Origin of the sequence: Hyalangium sp., from assembly GCF_045802625.1 — a bacterium.
Lineage (GTDB): Bacteria > Myxococcota > Myxococcia > Myxococcales > Myxococcaceae > Hyalangium.
The window spans coordinates 20290-43189 of sequence record NZ_JBJMQP010000244.1 but is presented as its reverse complement, the minus strand read 5'-3'; the positions used below and the strand labels follow the sequence as shown (position 1 = coordinate 43189).

The 22900-nt window shown below is 68.1% G+C and carries 16 protein-coding genes; 5 read left to right on the top strand and 11 right to left on the bottom strand.

The genetic code is table 11. The features are described 5' to 3' along the window. The first annotated feature begins 86 nt into the window (after positions 1–86). The gene (locus tag ACJ8AT_RS38125; protein ID WP_407742904.1) at positions 87–1226 is read left to right on the top strand and encodes an aromatic ring-hydroxylating oxygenase subunit alpha; all 1140 of its coding nucleotides are present in this window, start codon (positions 87–89) and stop codon (positions 1224–1226) included. On the opposite strand, the gene ACJ8AT_RS38120 is transcribed toward ACJ8AT_RS38125, so the two are convergent. Together ACJ8AT_RS38120 and ACJ8AT_RS38115 are read right to left on the bottom strand one after the other, a co-directional pair. Then, positions 1221–1946, bottom strand: coding sequence for a DUF2652 domain-containing protein (locus ACJ8AT_RS38120; RefSeq protein WP_407742903.1), 726 nt, complete (start codon positions 1944–1946; stop codon positions 1221–1223). The two genes, ACJ8AT_RS38125 and ACJ8AT_RS38120, sit on opposite strands and share 6 nt — an antisense overlap. Before the next feature lie 49 nt (positions 1947–1995). After that, the gene (locus ACJ8AT_RS38115) at positions 1996–3771 is read right to left on the bottom strand and encodes a CotH kinase family protein (protein ID WP_407742902.1); all 1776 of its coding nucleotides are present in this window, start codon (positions 3769–3771) and stop codon (positions 1996–1998) included. A 301-nt stretch (positions 3772–4072) separates the two neighbouring features. Here ACJ8AT_RS38115 and ACJ8AT_RS38110 point away from each other — a divergent pair, with 301 nt between their 5' ends. Together ACJ8AT_RS38110 and ACJ8AT_RS38105 are read left to right on the top strand one after the other, a co-directional pair. Further along, the gene (locus tag ACJ8AT_RS38110) at positions 4073–4546 is read left to right on the top strand and encodes a hypothetical protein (protein WP_407742901.1); all 474 of its coding nucleotides are present in this window, start codon (positions 4073–4075) and stop codon (positions 4544–4546) included. Positions 4547–4635: 89 nt separating this feature from the next. Then, positions 4636–5370 carry a methyltransferase family protein gene (locus ACJ8AT_RS38105; RefSeq protein WP_407742900.1) on the top strand — a complete coding sequence of 245 codons (735 nt, stop codon included), beginning with the start codon at positions 4636–4638 and terminating at the stop codon, positions 5368–5370. A 54-nt stretch (positions 5371–5424) separates the two neighbouring features. On the opposite strand, the gene ACJ8AT_RS38100 is transcribed toward ACJ8AT_RS38105, so the two are convergent. After that, complete coding sequence (locus ACJ8AT_RS38100) at positions 5425–8919, bottom strand: tolB protein precursor protein (protein WP_407742899.1); 3495 nt, start codon at positions 8917–8919, stop codon at positions 5425–5427. 253 nt (positions 8920–9172) lie between these two features. Between ACJ8AT_RS38100 and ACJ8AT_RS38095 the strand changes: the two genes are divergently transcribed. Continuing rightward, positions 9173–10555, top strand: coding sequence for an LVIVD repeat-containing protein (locus tag ACJ8AT_RS38095; protein WP_407742898.1), 1383 nt, complete (start codon positions 9173–9175; stop codon positions 10553–10555). A gap of 18 nt (positions 10556–10573) precedes the next feature. Here ACJ8AT_RS38095 and ACJ8AT_RS38090 read toward each other — a convergent pair whose 3' ends face one another. Then, entirely contained in the window at positions 10574–11317 is a 744-nt protein-coding gene (locus tag ACJ8AT_RS38090) for a hypothetical protein (protein WP_407742897.1), read from the bottom strand. A 94-nt stretch (positions 11318–11411) separates the two neighbouring features. Continuing rightward, positions 11412–14192 (bottom strand): hypothetical protein, encoded by a 2781-nt coding sequence (locus ACJ8AT_RS38085; RefSeq protein ID WP_407742896.1) that lies wholly within the window; start codon positions 14190–14192, stop codon positions 11412–11414. A 279-nt stretch (positions 14193–14471) separates the two neighbouring features. Between ACJ8AT_RS38085 and ACJ8AT_RS38080 the strand changes: the two genes are divergently transcribed. Further along, positions 14472–15044: a Spy/CpxP family protein refolding chaperone gene (locus ACJ8AT_RS38080; RefSeq protein WP_407742895.1), complete on the top strand. Its 573-nt coding sequence runs from the start codon at positions 14472–14474 to the stop codon at positions 15042–15044. A gap of 1 nt (position 15045) precedes the next feature. On the opposite strand, the gene ACJ8AT_RS38075 is transcribed toward ACJ8AT_RS38080, so the two are convergent. The 6 genes from ACJ8AT_RS38075 to ACJ8AT_RS38050 all read right to left on the bottom strand — a co-directional run bounded on the left by ACJ8AT_RS38075 (position 15046) and on the right by ACJ8AT_RS38050 (position 22707). Beyond that, positions 15046–16728: a hypothetical protein gene (locus tag ACJ8AT_RS38075; protein ID WP_407742894.1), complete on the bottom strand. Its 1683-nt coding sequence runs from the start codon at positions 16726–16728 to the stop codon at positions 15046–15048. After that, positions 16725–17504 carry an outer membrane lipoprotein-sorting protein gene (locus tag ACJ8AT_RS38070; protein WP_407742893.1) on the bottom strand — a complete coding sequence of 260 codons (780 nt, stop codon included), beginning with the start codon at positions 17502–17504 and terminating at the stop codon, positions 16725–16727. The genes ACJ8AT_RS38075 and ACJ8AT_RS38070 overlap by 4 nt, the downstream gene beginning before the upstream one ends. 5 nt (positions 17505–17509) lie before the next feature. Beyond that, a complete protein-coding gene (locus ACJ8AT_RS38065; RefSeq protein ID WP_407742892.1) occupies positions 17510–18811 on the bottom strand; it encodes an ABC transporter permease in 1302 nt (433 codons plus the stop codon). A 4-nt stretch (positions 18812–18815) separates the two neighbouring features. Further along, positions 18816–20924, bottom strand: coding sequence for an ABC transporter permease (locus ACJ8AT_RS38060; protein WP_407742891.1), 2109 nt, complete (start codon positions 20922–20924; stop codon positions 18816–18818). Continuing rightward, positions 20924–21664 (bottom strand): ABC transporter ATP-binding protein, encoded by a 741-nt coding sequence (locus ACJ8AT_RS38055; RefSeq protein WP_407742890.1) that lies wholly within the window; start codon positions 21662–21664, stop codon positions 20924–20926. The genes ACJ8AT_RS38060 and ACJ8AT_RS38055 overlap by 1 nt, the downstream gene beginning before the upstream one ends. A 347-nt stretch (positions 21665–22011) precedes the next feature. Further along, complete coding sequence (locus ACJ8AT_RS38050; RefSeq protein ID WP_407742889.1) at positions 22012–22707, bottom strand: hypothetical protein; 696 nt, start codon at positions 22705–22707, stop codon at positions 22012–22014. Between the last annotated feature and the right edge of the window lie 193 nt (positions 22708–22900).

The window sequence follows — 22900 nt, the reverse complement described above, 5'->3', positions numbered from 1 at the left end:
GCGCACTCCGGGTGGGGTTGCGGCCACCGTGAGCGCTCGTTCATCCTGAGAGGCGGAGCGAGCGCCGACGCGCCGGGAGGACCGCCGTGGAGCATGGGAAGCAGGTCGAGCTGATCCACCGGGTGCTGGAGCACCTGCGCGCGGGCACCACGCACATGGTGGAGGACGAGTCCCGCCTGCCGGTGGCGCCCTACCTCCAGCCGGAGCGGTTCGAGGCCGAGCGCCGGCTGTTCCGCAAGCTGCCGCTGCTCGTCGGCCACGTGTCGCAGCTCGCCGAGCCGGGGGACTACTGCACCCACAACGCGACGGGCACTCCGCTGCTGCTGTGCCGGACGGCCTCGGGCGAGCTGACGTGCTTCCTCAACGTCTGCCGCCACCGAGGGACCCGGCTCGTGCCGGAGGAGCAGGGGCGGCGCAAGCAGGCGTTCGTGTGTCCGTACCACGGGTGGACGTATGACTCGACGGGGCGGCTGCGCGCGGTGCCGGACGAAGCCGGGTTCCCGAGCCGGCCCTCGGAGTCGGTGGGGCTGGTCCGCGTGCCGGTGGCGGAGCGGCTGGGCTTGCTGTGGGTCACGCTGGAGCCGGGAGGCCCGGACGTGGACACGTTCCTGGCGCCGGTGGCGGCGGAGCTGGCCGGCTTCGGGCTGGACAAGCACGTGGCCTATCAGCCGTCCCGGATCGAGAAGAAGCTCAACTGGAAGATCGCGATCGAGATCTTCCTGGAGGCGTACCACCTCAAGTACGCGCACCGGGAGTCCATCTACCCGCTGTTCTTCAACAACGTGGGCCTGGTGGATCCGCTCCGCCCGCACATCCGGGCCATCTTCCCGAAGCGCTCCATCGAGTCACTGGCCGGGACGCCGGAGCAGGGGTGGGAGCTTCGCAAGCACGCCAACATCCTGTTCCAGCTCTTCCCCAATGTGCTGATCCTCGTCCAACCGGATCACGTGTCGGTGAGCACCGCGTTCCCCATGGGGCCCGACGTGACGGAGTACCGGACCCTCACGCTGATCCCCGAGCTCCCGGCGACGGAGAAGGCGGCGCGCTACTGGCAGAAGAACATCGAGATCCTGCTCGGGGCGGTGCAGGAGGACATGGCCATGGGCGAGTCCATCCAGTCCGGGCTGCGCTCCGGGGCCAACGAGTTCGTGCGGCTCGGCCGGTTCGAGCAGGGCCTGCGCTACTTCCGAGACGAGCTCGAGGCCCGGCTCGGCGGCCGTTCATGACTTGGGCGAGTCGACAACCTCGACGTTGCGGTAGTCCTGGCAGGGCTCCTTGAGCCCGAGCAGGTACGGCAGCGAGCGCAGCTCCTTCGTCGCCTTGTGCCACAGCTTGCGCGGCAGGCTGGGCGCCAGCTTCTGCGGCAGCGCCGAGGCGATCTCGTTCAGATCGATGTAGTGCGTCGCCGTGCGGCCCATGCTCTCGAACTCGTGCTCGATGCCGTGGGCGAACCGGCGCAGCTCGGGATCCAGCTTCCCGAGCACGGCGTCGGTCATCAAGACGTACTCGGGCACGGGCACGTCGTTCTTCAGCATCCGGTGCACGAGGATGACGTCCACTCCGGCCAGCTCGGTGTAGCGCTTCACCTTCTGGAAGGCGATCTCGCCTGCGTGGGCCACGAACTTGAGCGTGAGCCCCGCCACCTGCATGCACCCCTCGCACGTGCACATCCGGTCGACGATGAGCTGCTCCTTCTTGGAGACGAAGGCGCGGCGGATGTCCGCGACGTGCCGGGAGAAGGCCGTGAAGTCCTCACCCACGGCGTAGAAGAAGGCCGCGTCGCCCTCGAGCTTCGCGAGCTTGAAGCGGCCAGCGGCATCAATGACTGCTTCGAGCAGCTGGGCCACCGTGTCCTGCGCGTGCGCGAGGCCGAAGCGGTGGTGCTTCATGAAGCGGGTGTATCCGCCGATGTCCGCGATGAGCAGCAGCGCCTTCTCGATCGCCATGCGGCGGGCAGCCTACCGCAGCGGGCCTGGGCGGCATAGCCGCGCTCCGTCAGTGCGCCTCCCAGCCCTTCGGACCCTGCACGTAGCGCTGGCCGTCGGGCAGCGCCCCATAGAAGAGCGCGTCGAAGAAGCCCACCACGGATACGCCGTCGAACACGCCGACTTCTCCCTTCGCCGGGAACGTCAGCCCCAGCTCCGCGGCGGTGAATCGCCGCTGCTCACCCGGGGCGAGCGTCACGTCCGGGAGCACCGTGGCCGTGGGCTGGCTCACCAGCTCTCTCAGGCTCACGCGCAGGTTCGTGGTCAGCGTCTTGCCGGCCAGGGACAGGGGCTGGCTGCTCCGGTTGCCCAGGACGATGGCGCCCTCGCGCGGGTCGAACTCCTCGATGACGAGGGCCGGCTTCCGCGCGGCGTACCGGTTCAGCTCGGAGAGGACGAACTTGCGGCGCTGGGTGACGTAGCTCTTCAGGAACGTGTGGCCCACGCTGAACCGCCCGTAGTCCATGTACGGATCGTTGTGCATGGACGGATCCACCGCGGCGTGGAGCGCGTCGATGTACGGGTTCATCACCTCCGGCTTGAAGAACTCGTCCAGCGCCTTGCGCAGATAGACCACGAGCCGTGCGCGCAGCTCCGGGTTCAGCACCACGCGGCTGCCCAGGTTGGAGAACACGGGCAGATAGCCAGGGTAGGCCTCCGTCTCGTTCTTGCGCTGGTCGTACATCTTCTGCGTCCACGCGTCGGTGAGGGTGAACGGGAAGAGCGGATGGCGCACCGAGGGCTGCGCCTGATCGGCGGGGATGGGGTACCACCAGCGCGCGTCCACGTTGTTGAGATCCCACGGCACGTACACCCAGCGCTGCGTCACCTTGTCGTGGATGAAGTAGCTCTCCGAGTCCTCCACGTAGTCGTTGGACATCAGCGCGTCCATGACCATGGAGCGCAGCAGCCACTCCAGCTCCAGGTGCTGCCCCAGGGCGCTCGAGAGCTGCGGCTCGGGGGTGTGGTTGATGATGTCGAGCACCTCGTGGAGCGCATCGTCGGAGGACTGCTCGTTCGTCTTCTTCACCCAGTCGCCCTGGTACGGCACCTTCCAGGTCTTGAACTCGCTGTCCTTCCAGCCCGCCCGGTAGATGGTGGCGTCCGCATCCGCGAGGCCGTGGGCCTTGAGGAAGGACTTGTTCACCTGCTCGATGTCGAGGAAGGGCCCCTGGTAGATGCCGTTCACCGTCACGCGGACGAACTTCGTCTGCGGCGCCGGCACGCGCATGGCGGCCAGGATGTCATAGGAGATCTTCTCCGCCAGCAGCGTGGCATCGGCGTACTCGGCCACGAGGTTGAGCGAGGTCCGGCCCTCGAAAGGCGTGGCCTTGGGGAAGCTCACGTTCCAGCTCTTCTTGGGGAACGTGCGCGCCGAGGCGCCTCGCAGGCGGACCTTCACGTTGTACGTGGTGCCGTTGGCCTTGAAGGTGGCGTCCTGGTCCGGCGTCTCCGGATCGGCCATGAACCGCTGGAGCACCTCGTCCGGCATCACCAGCTCGTAGTCCTGGACGGACGACTGCACCGCCGGCAGCACGAAGGGCCGCTGGGCCTCGGGGATGGACGGCGGCTCGGGCGGAGTCGGCGCGGGTGGCGGCGGCTCGGGTGGCTTGGGAGGCGTCACCACCGGAGGCGGCGCCGGAGGAGCGGGAGTCGGCGCGGGCGGTTGCTCGGGCTCCGCGTGGGACGAGGGGGCGGGGAGCGATGGCTCCTCGCTCTGCTGGCTGCTCTGGCAGGCGAACAGGAAGGTCAGGGAGGCGATCAGGAGCGGCCGTGCGAGTCTCATCGCTTGGATGCTCAGCAAGGGCTGTGCCCTGTTGTCCCAGGCCTTCGTCCCAGCCCCGCGGGGCGGAATGGGGTGCCGCCCCTCTCATCCTCGCGAGGAGAGTTCCCTCCCCAACCGCTACACCGTGCGTGCGGAGCAAGAAGCGGGGACGGGTACGAAAAGGTTTTCCTTCCGCGCCAAGGGGCTTGCCTGCCTGCTCTTCGGCAGGGGGGCCGGTGCTCTGGACCGGGAGCGGCGAGCGGCTCGGTTCCACCCCTACCTTTGAAAGAACGGTGTGACTGAGACAGCGAGGGAGCCGGTTATGGAGTCGTGGAACCAGACAGCGACCGACGAGGTGCGCTCGCACGCGCCCGGCGAGGTCAACAAGCGCATTGACGAGCGGGTGGAGCGCTGCGTGCGCCACATGGCCGAGCAGGAGCGCTCGCAGATCAGTCACTACCTCGAGAAGCTCGAGCGGGAATGGGATCTCAACCGGGCGGTGATGGTGGTGGGCTCGGCGATGGCGCTGCTGGGGCTGTGGCTGGCCCGGCGGGATGGCGGCCGCTGGCGGATCCTCGGCGAGGTGGCGGCGGGGCTGATGCTCCAGCAGGGCCTGATGGGCTTCGGGCCACTGGCCGAGCTGGTGCGCGCGCTGGGTGGGGTGCGCACGCGCAAGGAGATCGATCTGGAGAAGTTCGCCCTCAAGGCGCTGCGAGGCGACTTCGAGCGCATCCCCAAGCCCGACGGGGGGCCCCTGGCCCGCGCCAACGCGGCGCTCGTGGCCGCTCAGTCCTGAGCCTGGTTCCTCGCCCGCTGGTGGGTGGGGCCGCCCCGTGGCGGTAGGGGGGACACGGGGCCGGCTTCCGTGGTAGGCGGGGCCACATCATGGCGGCACGGACCCTCAGCCTCGGACAAACCCTCTTCCGTCTTCGCAGCTTCACGCCGGTGCCCGTCATCGTGGGCCTGGCGTTCCTGCTGGCCCGCTCGCGGGGAGCCGCGGGCCCCGGCGGCCCGGGAGCGGATGCCGCGCTCAACTGGATCGGCCTGGCGGTGGCGCTGGCCGGGCAGGCGCTGCGCTTCTACACGCTGGGGCAGGTCCCCGAGGGCACCAGCGGCCAGGGCGATGTCCTCGAGGCCGTCACGCTGAACACGCGCGGGCCGTATGCGTACGTGCGCAACCCGCTCTACGTGGGCAACCTGGGCATCTGCCTGGGCCTGCTGCTCATCGCCCATGATCCGTGGGTGTACCTGGGCGGGCTCGCGTTCTTCTTCGGGGAGTACTTCTTCATCATCCGAGCCGAGGAGGACTTCCTCCGCCGGCAGTTCGGCGCGCCGTACGAGGAGTTCCTCGCCAAGGTGCCGCGCTGGGTGCCGCGGCTGACGCCCGCGTACGAGGGCAAGCTGCGCGCCCGGTTCGATCTGGGCCGGGCCATCAAGAAGGAGCACAACCCGTTCGCCGCGTGGGCGCTCGGGGCGCTGGTGCTCCTGGCGTGGGAGAGCCAGGCCCGGGGCATGTTGACGCCGCGGCGCGCGTGGCTGCTCGGAGGGCTCGCCGCGCTCGTCGTGGTCTTCTTCGCCCTGTCCAAGGCCTACAAGCGGCGCTGGCTCTTCGCGCACTGAGCCCGGGGTGGGGCAGGGGGCGGGCGTCCAGCCACCGCCCCCTGAGAGCGTCGCTCACTGCCCAGGCATCCCCCCGCCGCCCATGTAGGCGCCTTGTGGGAGGCCCGGAGGTGGCCGCGAGTCGCCTTCCCCCTTCCGATCGAAGAAGCCGTTGAGCCCGGCGATGCCGATCGAGAAGTTGGTCACCCAGTTCGGATCCGGCTTGCCCGCCGCGGCGCCGATATCCAGCGGCCGCGCGAAGTGCAGCCGCATGAGCAAGGGCCCCAGCGCGATGTTGAAGCCCGCGACGACGTCCAGCACCCGGTGATCCCACAGCACCCGGCCTGTGTTGCCCACGGCGCCCAGGTCCACGCCGGCAATGGCCTCCAGATCGCTGAGGAACGCGATCCGGATGAGATCATTGAGCGGCACCTGCAGCTCCGTCGTGGAGTAGCCGAAGTGGCGGCCGAGCAGCCAGCGCTCATCGGCGAAGTTCACGCCGCGCAGCGTGTCGAAGCTGGACAGGAAGTACGAGCGGGCATAGATGCCGCCGAGCGTGGTGCCGCCCGCGGCGCGGATGAAGATGTTGGTTCGCCCGTAGATCTGGAAGTAGCGCTCCAGATCCAGCCGGATGTTGCTGTAGGCCTGGGAGTTGAAGGGCTGCACGCTCACCGTGGCCTCCAGCAGCGCCGAGCTGCCCGACAGCGGGCCCGTGGCGTAGTGGTAGCGGATGGTGTTGTAGCCGATCTGCCCCGTCAGCTCCGTCTGGAAGCGCCCTTGGCTGTTGGCGGCGAGCCACGGCGCATACAGGTTCTGCAGCGCGGGGTTGAACGAGGGGTTCTGCAGGCGGAACGCGGTGTACGAATCGATGAAGTACGACGTCCCTCCCGCCGTCACCTCTCCCTGCAGGTAGAGGAAGCTGCTGAGCGGGTAGCGCATGTTGGCGATCGCGCCGTAGTAGCGCTCTCCGGAGAAGAAGGACACGCCCGAGGCCGCGAAGCTCTCATCCAGCCGGAAGCGCAGGGACTGGAAGAGCCCCATGCCCCACGTCGTCCGCTTCTCCTGGTTGACGTAGAGCAGCACACCGTCCGTCAGCTTGAACGAGCCGTAGATCGCCATGCTCAGCAGCATGGCGTGGTCCTTCATGCGGTCGCTCGCCATGGCGAAGACCTGGCCGTAGAAGCCACCGGTGCCCGCGCCGGCGAAGCCCATGATGGGGCCCAGCTCGATGTTCTGCCGGGCAAAGGGCTCGTACGGCTGGGCGCTGCTCAGCGCCATGGACGCCAGCGGCGCGGGCGGCGCGGGCGGCGGAGACGCCTCCGTGGGCAGGCTCAGCATCTTCGTCGCGGCCAGCTGCGCGGGCCGGCGCTCGCCGGACTGGTGGAACAGCAGCCACAGGCTGCCCTCGGGGCCGGCGCCCGGCTCGAAGACGCCCGTGGTGACGTCCGTGCGGCGGACGATCGAGCCGTCCGCCATCAGCTCATGGAGATCCGAGCTGCTGTGCCGCCAGGCCACGAAGAAGATGCGGCCGTCCGGCAGGGCCACCGGATCCGCCTCGTCCCGCTCCTGGGTGGTGAGGCGCTCGGGCTGGCCCGGCACGTCCGGCTTGATGCGGAACAGGTTGTAGAAGCGGTGGGACGTCGCGTCCGAGGTGTAGATGATGCCGCTCGGCCCCCAGGTGATGTGCCGCTCGGCGTAGATGTCGTCGGTGAGCTTGCGCGGCTTCGCGTCCTCGCCCTGATCCAGCCGGAGCACGTACACGTCCCGGATGCCCGCGTCGTTGATGCCGATGAAGGCCAGCGACTTGCCATCCGGAGAGAAGGCCACCGTGGACACCCCGAGCAGCCCGTGCTGCCCCACGCGGTATGCCGCCTTGCCGCCCAGGCTGATGTCGACCGAGAAGTTGGTCTGCCGCTGGAAGCCGGTGCGCATGGCGTTGTGGCGCACCAGCTCCTCCCCGGTCTTCTGCTCGGAGGTGTAGGTGTAGTCCTGCACGTAGATGATGTCCCGCCCGTTCACCTCCGCCACGTACGCGAGCCGATCCTTCGTCAGCGCGAAGTTGCGCCCGAAGATGGGGTGCAGCGACTCGGCGCCGGGCACTCCGTCGACCGCTACCTTGGTCGAGCTGTGGGGAGCCTTCGGATCCACCAGGTAGAGCTGGCTCTCGCCCGTGTCCGGGATGATGGTGCGGTAGGCGATCACCCGCCCATCCGGCGAGCTGTTCATCGCCGTGACGATGCCCTCGCGCTCCTCCATCAGATCCATCGCCGGGGCGGACTGCGCGGAGCTCAGGTAGTCCTTGAAGGCCCGCCGCTTCAGCCAGTTCTCGAAGCGCGCGGAGATCTTCTTCGGATCATCCCCGGTGAGCTTCTGCAGCAGCTCCTCGAACTTCATGGACGGCAAGTCCCTGCCGCCCGAGATGAGCCGGGGCGACTCCTCCAGCACCCGCTGGATGAAGCCCGCGCCGTACTCCTCCTCCAGGAACGTGCACCGGGCCTGGCCGGCCTTGTAGATCCACAGGTACCCGTACGGCCCGGGAGAGAAGAAGTCGAGGAACGCGTAGCCCTTGGCCAGATCCGGGTTCACCATCAGATCCCTCACGAGCATCTCCGCCTCGGGATCCAACCCGCGCTTGGCGTAGAACTCGGCCAGACCTTCCACGAACCACAGCGGCATGGCCTGGAGCGGATCGCCGAACGTCTTCTTGGTCTCGGCGATGGTGCGCACCTTCTGGATGGTGAACTGGTGCGACAGCTCGTGCGTGCTGATCTCCTGGAAGAGCCGGTGATCTCCCAGGTACGGCAGCGACAGCTTCAGATCCTCCGTGCTGGTGACGCCCAGCGTGCCCTCCGAGACGGCGAACACGTGCGTCTGCAGGAACTCCTGGTAGCTGTTGTAGAGGATGTAGGGGAACGTCTCCTTGGGCACATAGTGGAACTGGCTCACCAGGTAGCGGTACGAGTCCTCGATGAGCGGGGCGGCGCGCTCGGCCACCTGGCGCTCACGCTCGTAGAAGAAGAAGCGCACACCGCCCGTGGCGGGGCCCAGCGTGGTGGCGTACTTGGGGCCTCCATCCGGAGACGTCCCCGCGTCCGGGGAGAACGCCGCGGTGGGAGGCGGCGGAGGCTCGAAGGCCATGTGGCCGAACTCGCTCGCGAGCATGCCGCCGTCTCCGCCCAGCATGCCACCGTCTCCGCCCGGCACCCCACCGTCCGGGCTGCCAGCGCTCGCCACCTGGACTCCGCCCCCTTCGGGCGTGGAGCTCATCTGCGGCGTCCCGTCTTGAGGCCCAGCGGACCCCGGCGTCCCCATCGCCCCAGGGCTCATGGTGGTGACGTTGGGGTTGGGGCCGGCGGGCGCTCCCGGCGGCTGCGAGCTGGCGGTCCGCTCGGGCGGCTTGGCCAGGCCCTTGGCGCCGGGGCCGACGAGGATATCCAGGTGGCGCCACTCGAAGTCGAAGGTGTTGACCTGGCTCCGATCAGCGCGGCGTGGATAGACAAAGACCTGCGCGAGGGCCGCGCTCGGCAGGAGCAGCAAGAGCGCAATGGCGACAAGGGAGCGTCGGTTCACGGATACGACCTCAGGGGCTGGGGGTCGGGCGACGGAGCGTACGTAGGTATGGAGGCTCTCTCCCGGGAGGGGGAGGTTCAACCATAACGTGTGGTTTTGCTCAGCTCTGTACTTCCCTGCCACCAAGCAACCACTCCGGTAGCACTTTCGTCTTGGCGGCGCACTCGGTATGGAAGGGGCTATGATTCGCCACTTTTCGCTGACCGTGTGTGCCCTGGTACTTGCAACTGGGTGTTGGAAAAAAGACGAGCCGGTGGCCCATGCCGACTGTGAGCTCGAGAAGATCGATCTGAGCTCGTGCGATCGGTCCGGCCTCGGGGCCCTCCAGCCCCAGGGCATCTGGAACATGGACATCACCTTCGATGATGGGGGGCGGACCACCGGCGTCATGAAGTACGTCGGGGAGCCAGCGCTCTCCGGACTGCCCATCTCGGAGACGCGCGTCGAGCCGGACGTGTTCTCGGTGACCAGCGAGGTGCTGGAGGCCACCACCGGGGTCCCGATGAAGTACCTGTTCGCCGGCTGCAGCTCGAGCTCGCCCACCCAGGTGCAAGGCAGGTTCCGCCGCTGCACCAACGGTGCCCTGGATCTGTCCGGGACCTTCGAGGCCCGGCGCGTGCAGCGCCGCGAGGGCGAGAGCCAGAGCGACGCCTCCGGGCTGGAGCTCGTCTCGGAGCTCGCCCTGCCGCGCGGCGAGCCCGTGGATCTCTTCGTGACGGGCGGCTACGCCTACGTGTCGGCGCGCGACGCGGGCATCTACATCTACGACATCTCCAAGCCCACGGCCCCGCGCAAGGTGGCGGAGCTGGTCCCCCAGGACGACGCCTGGAACCAGGTCTGGGTGAAGGATCAGACGATGTACATCGCCAGCAGCAAGAAGGGCGTGCTGCTCTATGACGTGACGAACCCGGCGGAGCCGCTCGCGCTCAAGTCGTTCCCGTCGGACGCGCCCGATGTGCGCTCGATCACCGGCGATGGCACCTGGCTCTACGCGGCCGCGCCCTTCCCGAACGCGGAGGTCATCATCTTCGACGCCACCAACCCGCGCGAGCTGGTGATGGCCAAGCGCTACTTCGTCGAGCAGACCCAGCCGGTGCTGGGAGACAGGCCCTACGAGGTCCTGGTCCGCAACGGGCTGCTGTACGTGAGCCACTGGTCCTACGGGCTGGCGGTGTCGGACGTGAGCACCCCGAAGGCGCCCAAGCTGCTGGGGCGCTTCTCGTATACGGACGCCACCACGCGTACGGTGGACGTGGGCCCCATCGGCAACCGCACGCTCGCCTTCGAGGCGGGGGAGGGCTGGGGCGCGCACCTGCGCGTGCTGGACGTCAGCTCGCCCACCAACATCACCCAGGTGGCGGAGGTGCCGGCGCGCCCGGAGGTGTCCGTCCGCGGAGGGAAGCTGGTGGGCACCAAGCTCTACGTGGCGCACTACCAGGACGGCGTGCGCGTGCTGGACGTGTCCAACCCCAACGAGCCGGCCCAGGTGGGCTACTTCAACACGTGGAAGGAGACGGACTCGGGCCGCGGCCAGGCGTTCTTCGAGGGCGTCACCGACGTGGCCGTGCCGGGAGACGGCTACATCTACGCGACGGACACGTCTCGCGGGCTGCTCATCCTCCGCGAGAAGCTCTGAGCGGCGGGGCGCTGTCCTTCACTGGGTGACGACGGTGGCGCTGGGTACGTCGAGGTTCTGTCTCCGGGCCTCGCGCACGCGCCAGTCGGCGGCGAACAGGTACTGGCGGGCCTGCAGGGTGTCGCGGTGGCCCGTGGACTCCAGGGCCTGGGCGATGAAGCCGCGAGCGTCCTCGATGAGGCTCACCGTCTGCCCGCCGCCCGTGGCCGAGGCGCTCTGGAGCACCTGAGCGAGCGCCGAGTCCGCCTCGCCCAGCGCATCGCCGATGGCCATGTCTCCCACCTCGAGCGCCTGGTCGGCCGCGACCATCCAGTTTCGGGCGTGATCCAGCTCGGCCAAGCGTTGCTGGCGCAGGCGCTCCAGCCCCGCGGCGCGGTCCTGAATGCCGGTGAGCTGCTGCTGGAGGCCCTGGGCGTTGGCGGCGCTCTCCTCTTGCTGGGCGGCGAGCTGGGACTGCAGCGACTGGACCTGGGCGCGGAGCTGCTCCACCTGCTGGCGCGTGTTCCCGGCCGAGCCGTTCGAGCCCCCACTCGAGCCCGTGGCCTGGGCCCCCTGCGCGCTGTCCGAGGTTCCCCCTGTCCCGGAGCCGCCGGTCCCCTGTCCGGTGCCGGTCGCGTCCGCGTTCGCCAGCGCCCGCTCCCAGGCGTCCCGGAGCTGGAGGGCCGCGGGATCCTGCGTCGAGCCGTCAGCGGGCAGGGAGGAGGTCTGCTCGGGCGTCTGCCCAAGCCACAGGCCGAGAGAGAGTGCGAGCCAGGGTGTCATCGTCCAGGAAGCTGTTCACTCCTGGACGCGATGACACCGAGGCGCCCGCCCGCTCGTCTGTCTCCTCGGCTGGCTGCCGGTGCGCCGCCGGGGCTCAGGCCGTCTGGTTGAAGTTCACCCCGTTGATCACGCCGCCGAACTTCTTGAGCAGCTCCGAGGGCGAGCCTTCGAAGTCGTTGAGGATCCGCGAGCTGCGCGTCTCGGCCTCCGCGGTCACGTCCACCGAGGCGATGCCGAGGTCCACGCCCTCCTTCTCGAAGCCAGCCTTGTCGTCCGTGAAGGCGCGCACCTCGCCCGAGACCTTCGTGTCCTTGTTCAGGGAGCTGAGCGCCCCGCTGAGGTCGCCCGTGACGGCCTTGCCCAGCGCGCCCACGATGTCCTTGGTCTTGGCCTCGGCGGACAGGGACACCTGCATGCCCTCGTTCTTGTTGAGCGTCACCGGGCCGCCGCTGATCTCCGCGCCGTGGTTGAACTCCACGTTGGCGGACAGCGTGGTGGTGGACTCGTCCACGGCCGTCTTGCCCGCCGTCTTCAGCGCGCCCACCGGATCCGAGATGAGCTGGCCGGGGCTGAGGTTGATGGGGACCTTGGTCTCCATGGAGATCTCCGCCGAGCCGCCCACCTTGCCTCCGCTGAGCGCCCCGCCGCTGGGCAGGGGCACGGCGCCGGAGATGTCCAGGTCGCCGTTCACGCCCACCTTCTGGTTGAGGATGAGGTTGGGCGGGCCGCTGCGCGGGATCTCGATGGCCTCCGCGCTGGACACCGCGCCGCCCACCTTCGCGCCGGGCAGCCCGAGCTGGTCGCCCACGTCCGCGGACACCTCGGCCTTCTGCTCCAGCTGCAGGGTGGTGGACGAGTAGTGGTCGCCGATGAAGCCCAGCTCGTCGCCGGACGAGGCCACCATCGCCGCGCCCAGCGGAGCCAGCGGGCCGCCAGCCGCGGTGGCCGCCACGCCCATGGCCACGCCCGCCACGGTGTTGGAGGCCTTCTCCACGTCCGCGGCGTTCTTGAAGTCGAACTTCACCGTGGCCGAGGCCGTCCCGGTGGCCGACAGGTCCGTGCCGCCCAGCCCCGGCAGCTTCAGCTTCGAGGCCACGCCGGCGCTGCCCTCGCCCTCGAGCTCCATGGAGTAGCCGTCCGAGGTCTTGGTGACCTTGAACTCCACGCCCGCGCCCAGGTCCGCGCCGAAGAGGCTGGCGTCCACGCCCGCCTTGGCCGTGAAGCTGTCACCCTCGGACTTCAGCTTGTCGATCTGGCCGTCGATGTTGAGCGCGCCGGCGGCCGCGTTGCGCAGCGAGTCGCCCAGCTTGCCGATCACTTCCTTGGAGACGAAGTTGTACGCCGCCTGGGCCGCGTCCCCCGCCTTGTCGAGCAGGAACTCGCCCGCGCCCTTGACGTCGTTCCAGATATCGCTGGCGATGCCGCCAATGCCGCCGCCGGCGCTCTTGTTGACCAGCTCGTCGGCGGACTCGTCCTTGCCCTGCTGCTTGAGCGCCGCGGCGATGGTGTCGCGGAACTTCGAGGGGCCGCCATCGTCGATGAACTTGCCGAAGCCGTCATCGACGTAGTGCTGCTCGCTGTCCTCGGGGATCTCCTTGGCGATGCCGATGGCCAGCTGCGCGGCGGCGCGCGGCGGCGCGGCGTTGCCGATGCGGCTCAGGTTGTTGGTCAGCCCCAGGACGGCGTCCTTGTTGCCGTCGGTTCCGGTGAGGTGGCCGATGAGCTGGGCGCTCTTCTGCAGGGCCTTGCCGGACATCGTCATCAGCGATTCGACGGCCTCCGGATCGCCCTTGTACTTCTCGACCTGGTCCGCGAGCGCCTTGGTGTACTTGTTGGCGTCGGCCTCGGTCCACTGGCCCACGGGCTTGTCGACGATGCCCTTCATCTCGTTCTGCTGGACGGCGACGGCCAGATCCACGCCCTTGAGGTGGGCGGACTTGTTCGGGTCCTGGCCGTTGGCGACCATCTTGGCGAACAGCTCGCCGCCCACCGTGGCCTTCGCCTTGTCCGTGAGGGTGTTGCCCGAGGTCTGGATGATGGAGGCCAGGGCGTCCTTGTCCTTGACGCCCTTGAGGTTGAGAGCGTCCTTGCCCGCCCCAGCCTTGCCCGGAGCGCCGTCGGCCTGAGCCGCCAGCGTCTGGCCGAACTTGCGCAGATCCTGCCCGCTGTTGATCTTCAGCTCGTCGAGCGTCTTGGCCTTGGTGGGATCCTGCTTGAGCGCGGCGAAGTCCTTGTTGGCGTCCAGGCCCGCCTGGATCTCCTTCGTGTCGGTGGAGGCATCCACGCCCAGCTTCTTGGACAGCTCGGCGCGCTCGGCGCCGTCGGCTCCATCAAAGGCGTCGCGGATCTCGTTGGCGTGCACGCCCGCCTTGGCGATGTCCTGCTGGCTGTAGGGCTGGAGGCCGCCGGGGATCTCCGAGGCGCCGGGGACCTTTCCGGCGGCGGTGTTGGCGGTGGTCATCGCGTCCTGCGCGCCCTGGGACGTCTTCGCCACGGCCTCCTGGGCCTTCTGCTGCTTGTCCTCGGCCTCGAGCAGGGCGCGGTTGGCCGTCTTGAGCTGATTCTTCGCGGTGTCCACGTCGCCGCGCAGCTTCTCCACGTTCTTCTTGGCGGCCTCGCGATGCTCGGGCTTGGCGCTCTGCAGCTGGTTCTCGCCGTGCACGAGCTCCTTGCGAGCATCTCCCACGCCCTTGGCGGCGCTCGCGGCCTTGGCGCGGGCGGCCTCCGCGGCCTTGCTAGCGGCCTCCGCGGCCTTGCGGGCAGCGGCGGCGGCGGCAGCAGCACGGCGGGCGGCTGCAGCGGCTTCTGCGGCACGCTGTGCGGCCTCAGCGGCTGCATTGTTGCTAGCGCCGTTATTGCTGACGTTGGTGGACATGGGGCGGGCTCCAAAAAAGGGGATTTTCGTGGTTATCGCCTGATCCGAGCCCGCAGTTCACGGAGGGTTATTTTTTTCTTATATACCGAGATCAGCGCGGATGGCGCCTCATGTGCGCATATGTACCTCAGTGTGCCACCAAGGGATTGGCCCGACACACTCCGTAATGCGAGGGACATTTTCGCGGCACATGCGCGGCGCACCTTGCTCCTGCGAACCCAGAGACAGGAGTCCCCTGGCCCTGGCGAGCATCCACTCTTGCTCGAGAAGGAGCGCCCCATGCGACGTCATCTCGTCACCCTCTGCGTGCTGTTTCCGCTGATCACCCTGGCCCAGTCCCAAGGGGCCGCGGGCCAGCAGCCTCCTCCTCCGGGCCATCCGCCCTTCGCCCAGAAGACGTGGGTGCAGGTGCTGCTCGAGCACCGCCAGGAGCTGGCGCTCACCGACGCGCAAGTTGCAGGCATGGAGCGCATCGACAAGGCCCTGGCCGAGAAGAACGCTCCGGTGAAGTCGGCGCTGGAGCAGCTGCGCCCTCAGCACCCGGGGCCCATGGGCCCTGGAATGGGTGGGCCGATGCCCCAGGACGCGAAGGGAGGCGGGGAGCCGGCCGCCAACCGCCCCTCGGAGCAGGAGATGCGCGCCCACTTCGAGCAGGCCCGGGGCCTTATGGATCAACTCAAGGCCAACGACGACGCGGCGTACAACGAGGCCGAGGCGCTGCTGAACGACGCGCAGAAGAAGACGGCGCATCAGCTTGTCAGCGCCGAGGCCGAGGTGCGCGAGAAGCGCCGCCAGGAGATGCACCAGCGGATGCGCGAGCACATGGGCAACGGCGGCGGCGGCTCGCTGTGACTCAGAGGTTGATGCGCAGGCCGCCGCCCACCTGGATCGTGGGAGCGGGTACCAGCGCGCGGCCGCCGACCTGGAACGGCGGGTAGTCCATCGCGAAGCGGAACTCGCCGCCCTTCTGGCCGTAGTCCACGGAGGCGTAGCCCTCGATGCTCAGGTACGAGAGCGCGCGGTGGGACACGTCCAACCGGGTGATGAAGGACTTGTCCGAGAGGTTGCCCAAGGTCGTCAGAACGAAGTTGGTCTTGTCCCAGGAGCCAGGGCCCGCGAGCACGCCATAGATGGCCGCGTAGTGCTTGCCCAGGTAGAACGGCTGAAAGGCACCCTGCGCGATGAGGTACGGGTAGGCGAGGGCGCTGTCATAGCCGGTCGAGTTGTAGAAGTACTCGACGCCCACGGTGGCGCTGTCGTTCTCGCTGTAGGCGAACGTGTAGTTGGCGCCGCCGGAGATCTGCGGCGTCAACCCCGTGGGGTAGTAGCTCTCCACGGGGAGGTTCTTGAGATCCGCCAGGGTCTGGATGCCCTGGGCCTGCTGGATGAGCTCCTGGAGCGAGACCCCCTCGGGCAGGCGGTACAGCGGCACGTCCGAGCCCCGCTTGAGCGCCGCCTCGGCGTACACGTCCAGGGGCCCGAGCGCCGTGGAGAGATCGAGCCCGAAGCGGGGCTTGTGGCCGCGCTGGGCCACGGCGCTGGCGCCGAGCTCCGACTCCCCGAGGACGACCTCGGCGCGAGCGGCGCCGCCGATGCGGCCGAGCGTGGAGGCAGGCCCGGCGTTGTCCAGCATGGCGATGCCGTAGAAGTTCCACCCCTTGGACTCCCAGGGCACATGGAGCTTCAGCATGGAGGTGCCGGTGCGAGCGTCGAAGACGGCGAGCGGATCCTTGCGCTGGGGCGACAGGAAGTCGGTGGGGTTCCAGAAGCGCGAGGTGCCCCACTTCACGTGCTGCCTGCCGGCGGTGACGAACACCGTGCGCTCGATGTCGAAGCGCAGCCACGCCTGATCCAGCAGGACGCGGGGGTTGGGCACGGTGGCGCCAGGAGCGCTGGTGCTGCCATCCGCTGGGTTGGTGGTGCCCTGGAGGCTGGGGTTCTGGCCGGAGAGGGTGGGATCGAAGCTCAGCCGGCCCACCACCATTCCGCGCAGCCGGTCCGTGGGGCGGGCGTCGAAATAGCCATCCACGAGCGTGGGCGCGGAGAAGGTGGTGTTGCTGACGGAGACCCCCTGGTTCCCCTGGATGATGGCGCGCAGGTAGAACTGGCCGCCGATCTTCAGCGGATCGTCGACGTGCTCCTCCGAGCCGAACGCCTCCTTCGTCTCGTGGCCGTCGAGCGCCTGCTCGTCACGGCTCTGATCATGGCCAGAGGGCCCCTCATCCGAGCTGGGAGGCTGCGCGGGCGAAGTGCTGGCGGCGTTGGCCGGCGAGGGCGGTTGCTGGGAGCCGGAGGAGGGCGCGTCGTCCGCGGAGGTGCTCCCGAAGAGGCTGTCCTCGCTCGGGCGGGAGGAGGGCGGGGCGCTCTCGGGAGTGGCCTGGGGCTTCTCGGCCGCCGAGGCCGCGGGCGTCTGCTTCGGGTCACCCGAGTCGCCGCCGAAGAGCGCATCTTCGCTCGGCCGCGACTGGGCGGAGGCGGGCAGGTATGCGAGCGCGGTGGCCAGGGCCGCCGCTGTGGCGAGCGTGCGGGGGCTCATCGGCTCTTACTCTCGAGCCACGCCTTGGTGAAGATGTTGGCCTCCAGCGACCGCAGATCCACGCTCTTGATGAGGATGATGGTGGAGTTGGCCTTCTCCACCTCGTCGTAGATGCGGATCTCCTGCGGGTACCAGACCTCGGCGCCCTTGGACTCGCTGAAGAGCTTCTCCCACTTCGGATAGTAGAGCGTGCGCATCAGCCGGCCGGAGAGCGCGAACTCCTGGCGCTTGAGCACGTTGTTGGTCGCCTTGTCCACCCACAGCTTGACGACGGGGTAGGCCACGTCGATGTTGGCCTTGGCCTTGAGCGACAGCTTGTGCACCTGGAACTTGCCCAGGGGCTCCTCGCCCTCGTAGGCCGGATCGTACTCCTCGGCCAGGCGGGACTCGTCGAAGTCGGCGCGGCGGCTGTCGGTGCCGGCGATGCGCTCGCGCTCGGTGCGCCGCTCCCACTTGCCCACGTTGGGATCGTAGCTCCACAGGTTCTTGTCCAGCCGCAGGTAGCCCTTGCCGGCCTCGCCCTTGGGCTTGGTGAAGAGGATCATCAGCTTGTCGTCCGCGTCGCGCCGGTAGACGAGCGCCTCGCGCACGGTGTCCGCTTTGTCCTTCTCCTTCTGCTCCAGGTACACCAGCGACTTGTAGTCGCCGCCGTTGCGCTGCCGGTCGTCGATGACCTCCAGCACCTTCTTCATCTCCGCCGCATCCAGGGCGAACGCCACCGGCGAGGCGAGGAGCACCGCGGCGAGCGCGGCGGACAGCAGGTTTCGAGACGTCATGGGCATCACCCGATGTGGTGCATGGCCGTCACGGGCTTCATCCGCGCGGCGAGGAACGAGGGAACGAGGCTGACGATCATCGCAGCCACGGTAATGAGCGTCACGGCGAAGGCCACGGAGCCGGGCTCCACCTTGAGGAACCAGTGCTCGGTCAGCAGCATCACCTGGATGACCTGCGGGGCCACCACGTGCTGGGCGTTGATGAACGTGCAGAGCGCGGAGGCGGCCGCGGCCCCCGTGAGCGTCGAGGCCAGGCTGAGCATCAGCGCCTCCGTGAGGAACATCACCAGCACGCGGCCGCGCTGCATGCCGATGGCGCGCAGCGTGCCGATCTCCCGGGTGCGCTCCCGGATGGCGATCCACAGCGTATTCATGATGCCCACGGCGATCACCACCAGCAGCAGGAACGTGAGCCCGGTGGTGATGGCGCCCAGCGCCGTGACGACCCACTTCACGAAGGAGATCTCGTCCTCCCAGTTGGTGATGTCCAGCTTCTGCCCCGTCCAGCCCTCGCGGTTCACCACGTCGAACTTCATCCAGAAGGCGCGCGGATCGTTGTCCATCAGCGTGAAGCCCACCGTGGGCAGCTTCTCGCGCAGCCGCTGCTGCACCTTGGGGATGTCCCGCATGTCCTTGAGGTACAGGAAGATGGCGCCCGTGGTGTCCTCCTTGAGCTGGTACAGATCGCGCAGGCTCTTGCTGGGCACGAAGGTGTTCCACGCGCTCATCATTCCGATGTTGGCCGCGATGGCCACCACGCGCACATCCAGCGTGTTGTTGACGCCGCGCATGGTGGGCGCCGACAGCGTCAGCGTGTCGCCCACCTTGACCTCCAGCTTCTTGGCCTGCTCCTCGAAGATGAGGATGGTGCCCGGCTCCTTCAGGTCCTCCAGCTTGCCCTCACGGACCTGGACGACCTTGCGGAAGCCTTGCTCGCCCTCCACGTCGATGCCGCCGATGCCCACCTGCATGGAGCCGGTGTCGGAGACGAGCTTGGCCCAGCCGCGCCCGCGCTGGGACACGTAGTCCAGCTCCGGCACCTCCTTGCGGAGGACCTCGATGAGCTTGGGGTACTGGGTGACCACCGGCGCGGACTGGCCCGCCGTCACTTTGTAGAAGCCGCCCACGTTGACGTGGCCGCTCATCAACGTGGTGGCCGACTCCAGCATGGTGGCCTTCATCCCATTGGTGACGCCCATGAGGATGACGAGCACTGCGGTGACGCCAGCGATGGCGGCGCCCAGCAGCGCGGTGCGCCGGCGGTGCGCCAGCAGGTTGCGGAAGGCAATCAGGAGGATCTGGAGCATGGCTTCACTCGTCCGTCTGCATCGCCGTGACGGGCGACACTCGGGTGGCCAGGAAGGCGGGGTAGAAGGTGGAGAACAGGGACACGCCCACCACCAGGACAAAGGCGGAGATGACGTTGGAGGCGGACAGGGTGGGCAGCAGCCGCGGGCCGCTGAAGAAGAAGTACATCTCGTCGGAGCCGGCGGGGATGCCCACGTTGTGCAGCCAGGTGATCAGCGCGCTGCCGGTGCCCGCGCCCAGGCCGCCGAACACCAGGCCCAGCACCACCGTCTCCAGCAGCACCATGGAGAGGATGAACGAGCGCTGCGCGCCAATGGCCCGCATCGTGCCCACCTCCTTCACGCGCTGGAGGGTCGCCATCATCACCGCGTTGTTGATGATGGCCAGCACCACCACGAAGAGGATGAGGATGATGCCCCACAGCACCATCCGCATCATCATCACGAACTGCCCGATGAGGCCGGCGGCCTTCTGCCAGCTCACCACGCGCAGCTTCAGGTCCTTCAGCTCCTGGGACTGCTGCAGCTCCGCCAGGGTGGCGTCCAGCTTCGAGGGATCTTTGAGGACGATGGCGGCGCTCAGCACCATGCCGCCCTCGATCTCGTGCTGGGAGTAGACGCGCTTGATCAGGTCTTCGTTGCGCAGGGCGGCGCCGTTGGAGGTGATCTGATCGGTCTCGTTGATCAGCCCGGGGGTGGCATCGGCCACCAGCTTGGAGGGCGCGTCCTCGCCGAAGAGGGCCGCCTCGGCGTCCTCCCGCTTCACCTCGGCGGCGCCGCTCTTCTGCTTGAGCTGGGCGATCTCCGCCTTCTTCTCGTCGGTGAGGTAGCCGTACAGCTCGCGGAAGGAGACCAGATCCATCAGGTTGGCCGCGCCCGCCAGCGGGGACTTCTCCAGGCCGCTGAACTGGTAGGTGCCGTAGATGGGCACGTTCACGCTCTGCACGTAGCCGGTGCGGCTGAAGGCGGTGATGGTGAGCGTGTCGCCCATCTTGATGCGGTACAGGTCCAGCAGCGGCGCCAGCTGCTCGTAGAACTGCTTGTAGCGGGTGTCGAAGTTCTCGTCCTTCACCGTCAGGAACTCGCCCAGCAGCTTCGACAGGTCCGTCTCCTGGCTCTTGAGGGCCTCCTGGAGCCGCGCGACGGCCTGCTTCGTCTTGAGCGGATCAAGCTGGTAGACGATCTCCCGGGTCTGCGTGGAGTTCTCCTTCACCATGCGCCGGAGCAGGGGATCCAGGGCGATCGTCTTGTGGTTGGTGTCGCGCGCCTCCTTGATGAGATCCAACCGGCGCGCCGTCTTCAGCTTGAGGTTGTCCTCGTAGAAGAACTTGGACAGCAGCATGCCGCGCTTGCCCTCGGGCACCTTCTGGCCGTCGACGATCTGCATGCGATCGAAGCTCTTCTGGAACGCGTCCAGGTCCGTGCCCACGTAGCGGATGTAGAGCAGATCTCCATCGGCCACCTGGGGCGCCAGCTGGTTCTCCAGGAACTCGAGCGAGCCGAGCGGATCCTTCTCGAAGTCCGCCCAGAACGCGTCCGAGCGCGTCTTCTCCAGCGCCGCCGCCTCCGCGGGATCCCGCGCCTCGTCGCGAATCAGGATGCGGCGCGTCTCCTGCTCGGCCTGGAGCAGATCGGCCAGGTGGCGCACGTGCTGCTTGAGGCTGTCGATCTGCGCCCGCCGCTCGGGCGTCTCACCCTCGGCGGTGTTCTTCCGGTACAAGTCGCGCAGCCGGGCCAGCGTCAGGTCCACCGTGTTGCCGGAGGTGATGAGCGCGCCATTGGTGCCCATGGGCACCACGGTCTGCACGTTGGGGTGCTTCTCCAGCGCCGCCTTGATGGGCGCGAAGCTGTCGATGGCGGCGATGTCCGCCTCCCCGCTCATGCCGCCGAACAGCGCCAGCTCCTCCTTGGACTTGTCCGAGTAGACCTGGATGTGGCCGGACAGCGAGCCGATGATCGAGCGGCTCATGGACGAGTTCATGCTGTCCAGCAGCGCCCCGCCCGTCACCACCAGGCACGAGGGGAAGAAGATGATGCCGCCGATGATGAGGTTGACCTTGCTCTTGAACAGGTTGCGGAAGGCCACCTGCAGGAGCAGCGTGAGCGTGCCCATCAGTGGGCCTCCGCGCCTGAGGCCAGCGCCATGCCCGCCTCGGCCGGGGTGACGCGGTCGAGCACCCTTCCGTCCTTGAGCCGCACCACGGCGTTGGCGTGGGACATCACCTTCGTGTCGTGCGTGGAGAAGATGAAGGTGGTGCCGCGCTCGCGGTTCATGTCCTTCATGAGATCGATGATCTGCTGGCCCGTCACCGAGTCCAGGTTCGCGGTGGGCTCGTCCGCGAGGACGATCTGGGGCTGGGTCACCAGGGCGCGCGCCACGGCCACGCGCTGGCGCTGGCCGCCGGACAGCTCGTTGGGCCGGTGCTTGGCGTGGTTGGCCAGCCCCACCTGCTCCAGCAGCGCCATCACCCGCTCACGCCGCTGGCCCGCGTTGAACTTCTTCTGCAGCAGCAGGGGGAACTCCACGTTCTGGAACACGCTGAGCACCGACACCAGGTTGAAGCTCTGGAAGATGAACCCGATGGTGTGCAGCCGCAGGTCCGTGAGCCGCCGCTCCGAGAGCAGCTTGGTGTCCTGGCCGGCCACCTTCACCACACCCGAGGTGGCGGTGTCCACGCAGCCGATCAGGTTGAGCAGCGTGGTCTTGCCGCTGCCCGAGGGGCCGGCGATGGAGATGAACTCCCCCGGGTGCACCTGCAACCCGACGCCACGCAGCGCGGGCACCACCACCTTTCCCAGGTGGTAGTCCTTGGTGACGTCATTGATGGAGACGATGGGCTCTGAGGAGGTCATGTTCAGGGGAGTCCTTTGGGCACGCGAAGCGGGGGCGTGCGCGTCACAGCCGTACTTCGGGTGTTGGGCCCACCCCTGTGCATGACGCCCCCGTGGAACGGCGCGCCGCCGACGCGACACGTCGTCCAAGTGCGCGGCATCTAGCTGCTTACGGAGGACTCCGTCAATGTGGAAGGGCAGGCAAGCACAGGAGCCCCGCCGGGCCGCTGCCGGAGCAGCGAGGAGGCTCCTGCGTCACGCTCTCGCAAAAAAACGAGGCCCGCGATCCGAACCGTGGATCGCGGGCCCCGCACCGGGACAGGCGGTGGGCGGCTCTTCAGGAGAGCAGCCGCCCGAGAGAGGTGCCGCTAGTAGTCGCCGCTGGTCTTGCTCTGGTTCGAGTTCGCATCCGAGCCCTTGTTCACGTCCGAGCCCGTGCTGGAGCCGCCGGTGCCCTTGTTGACGTCCGGCGAGTTCACATCGCCGCCGATGCCCTCATGCGAGGGCAGGGTGCCGGGCGACTGATTGATGGACGAGTCGGGCGACATCACCTCGGTGCCGCTGCCGCCGGTGCCCGAGGACTTCCCGATGCTGGTGGCCACGTTGTCCGTCTTCCGCACCTCGAACGAGGCGCGGATCTCGTCACCCTCCTTGAGATCCTGGACCTTCTTCAGGCTCGGGTCGGTGAACTGCGTGTTCTTGTCGATCTTCAGCGGCACGATGGCGCCCGCGTGCTCGATCCAGACGGTCTTCTTGTCGTTCTTCACCACGCGCCCGGTGAGCTGGTTGCCGCCCACCTGGTTGATCATGCCGCTCTGATCGCTCTGGCCCACCTGCCCACTCTGGCCCGCCTGCCCACTCTGGCCCATCTGCCCGCTCTGGCCTGCCTGGCTACCCGAGCCCATGCTCCCAGAGCCCATGCTCCCAGAGCCCATGCTCCCAGAGCCCCCCGTGGCGCCCTGGCTCTGCGTCTGCGGCTCCTGCATCTGCGCCTGGTCTTGCGCGAAGGCCACGCCAGAGCCCAGCAACGCCACGGACGCGAACAACCCAATCAGCTTCTTCATGGAAGTCTCCCCCATTTGAATTGTGGTGAGTGCGGTGGGTGCTGTGCGCGTCCCCCGCTGGGAAAAAGCTAGGTGCGCTCGGAGACGAGGACACGTCCTGAAGGGCAATGCCGCGTGCATGCTCGCTGGACGAGCGTCGCGTGCGGGCCACCTTGCCCCTCGGGCGTGACGGCCGTCTTGAACATGGAGGGAG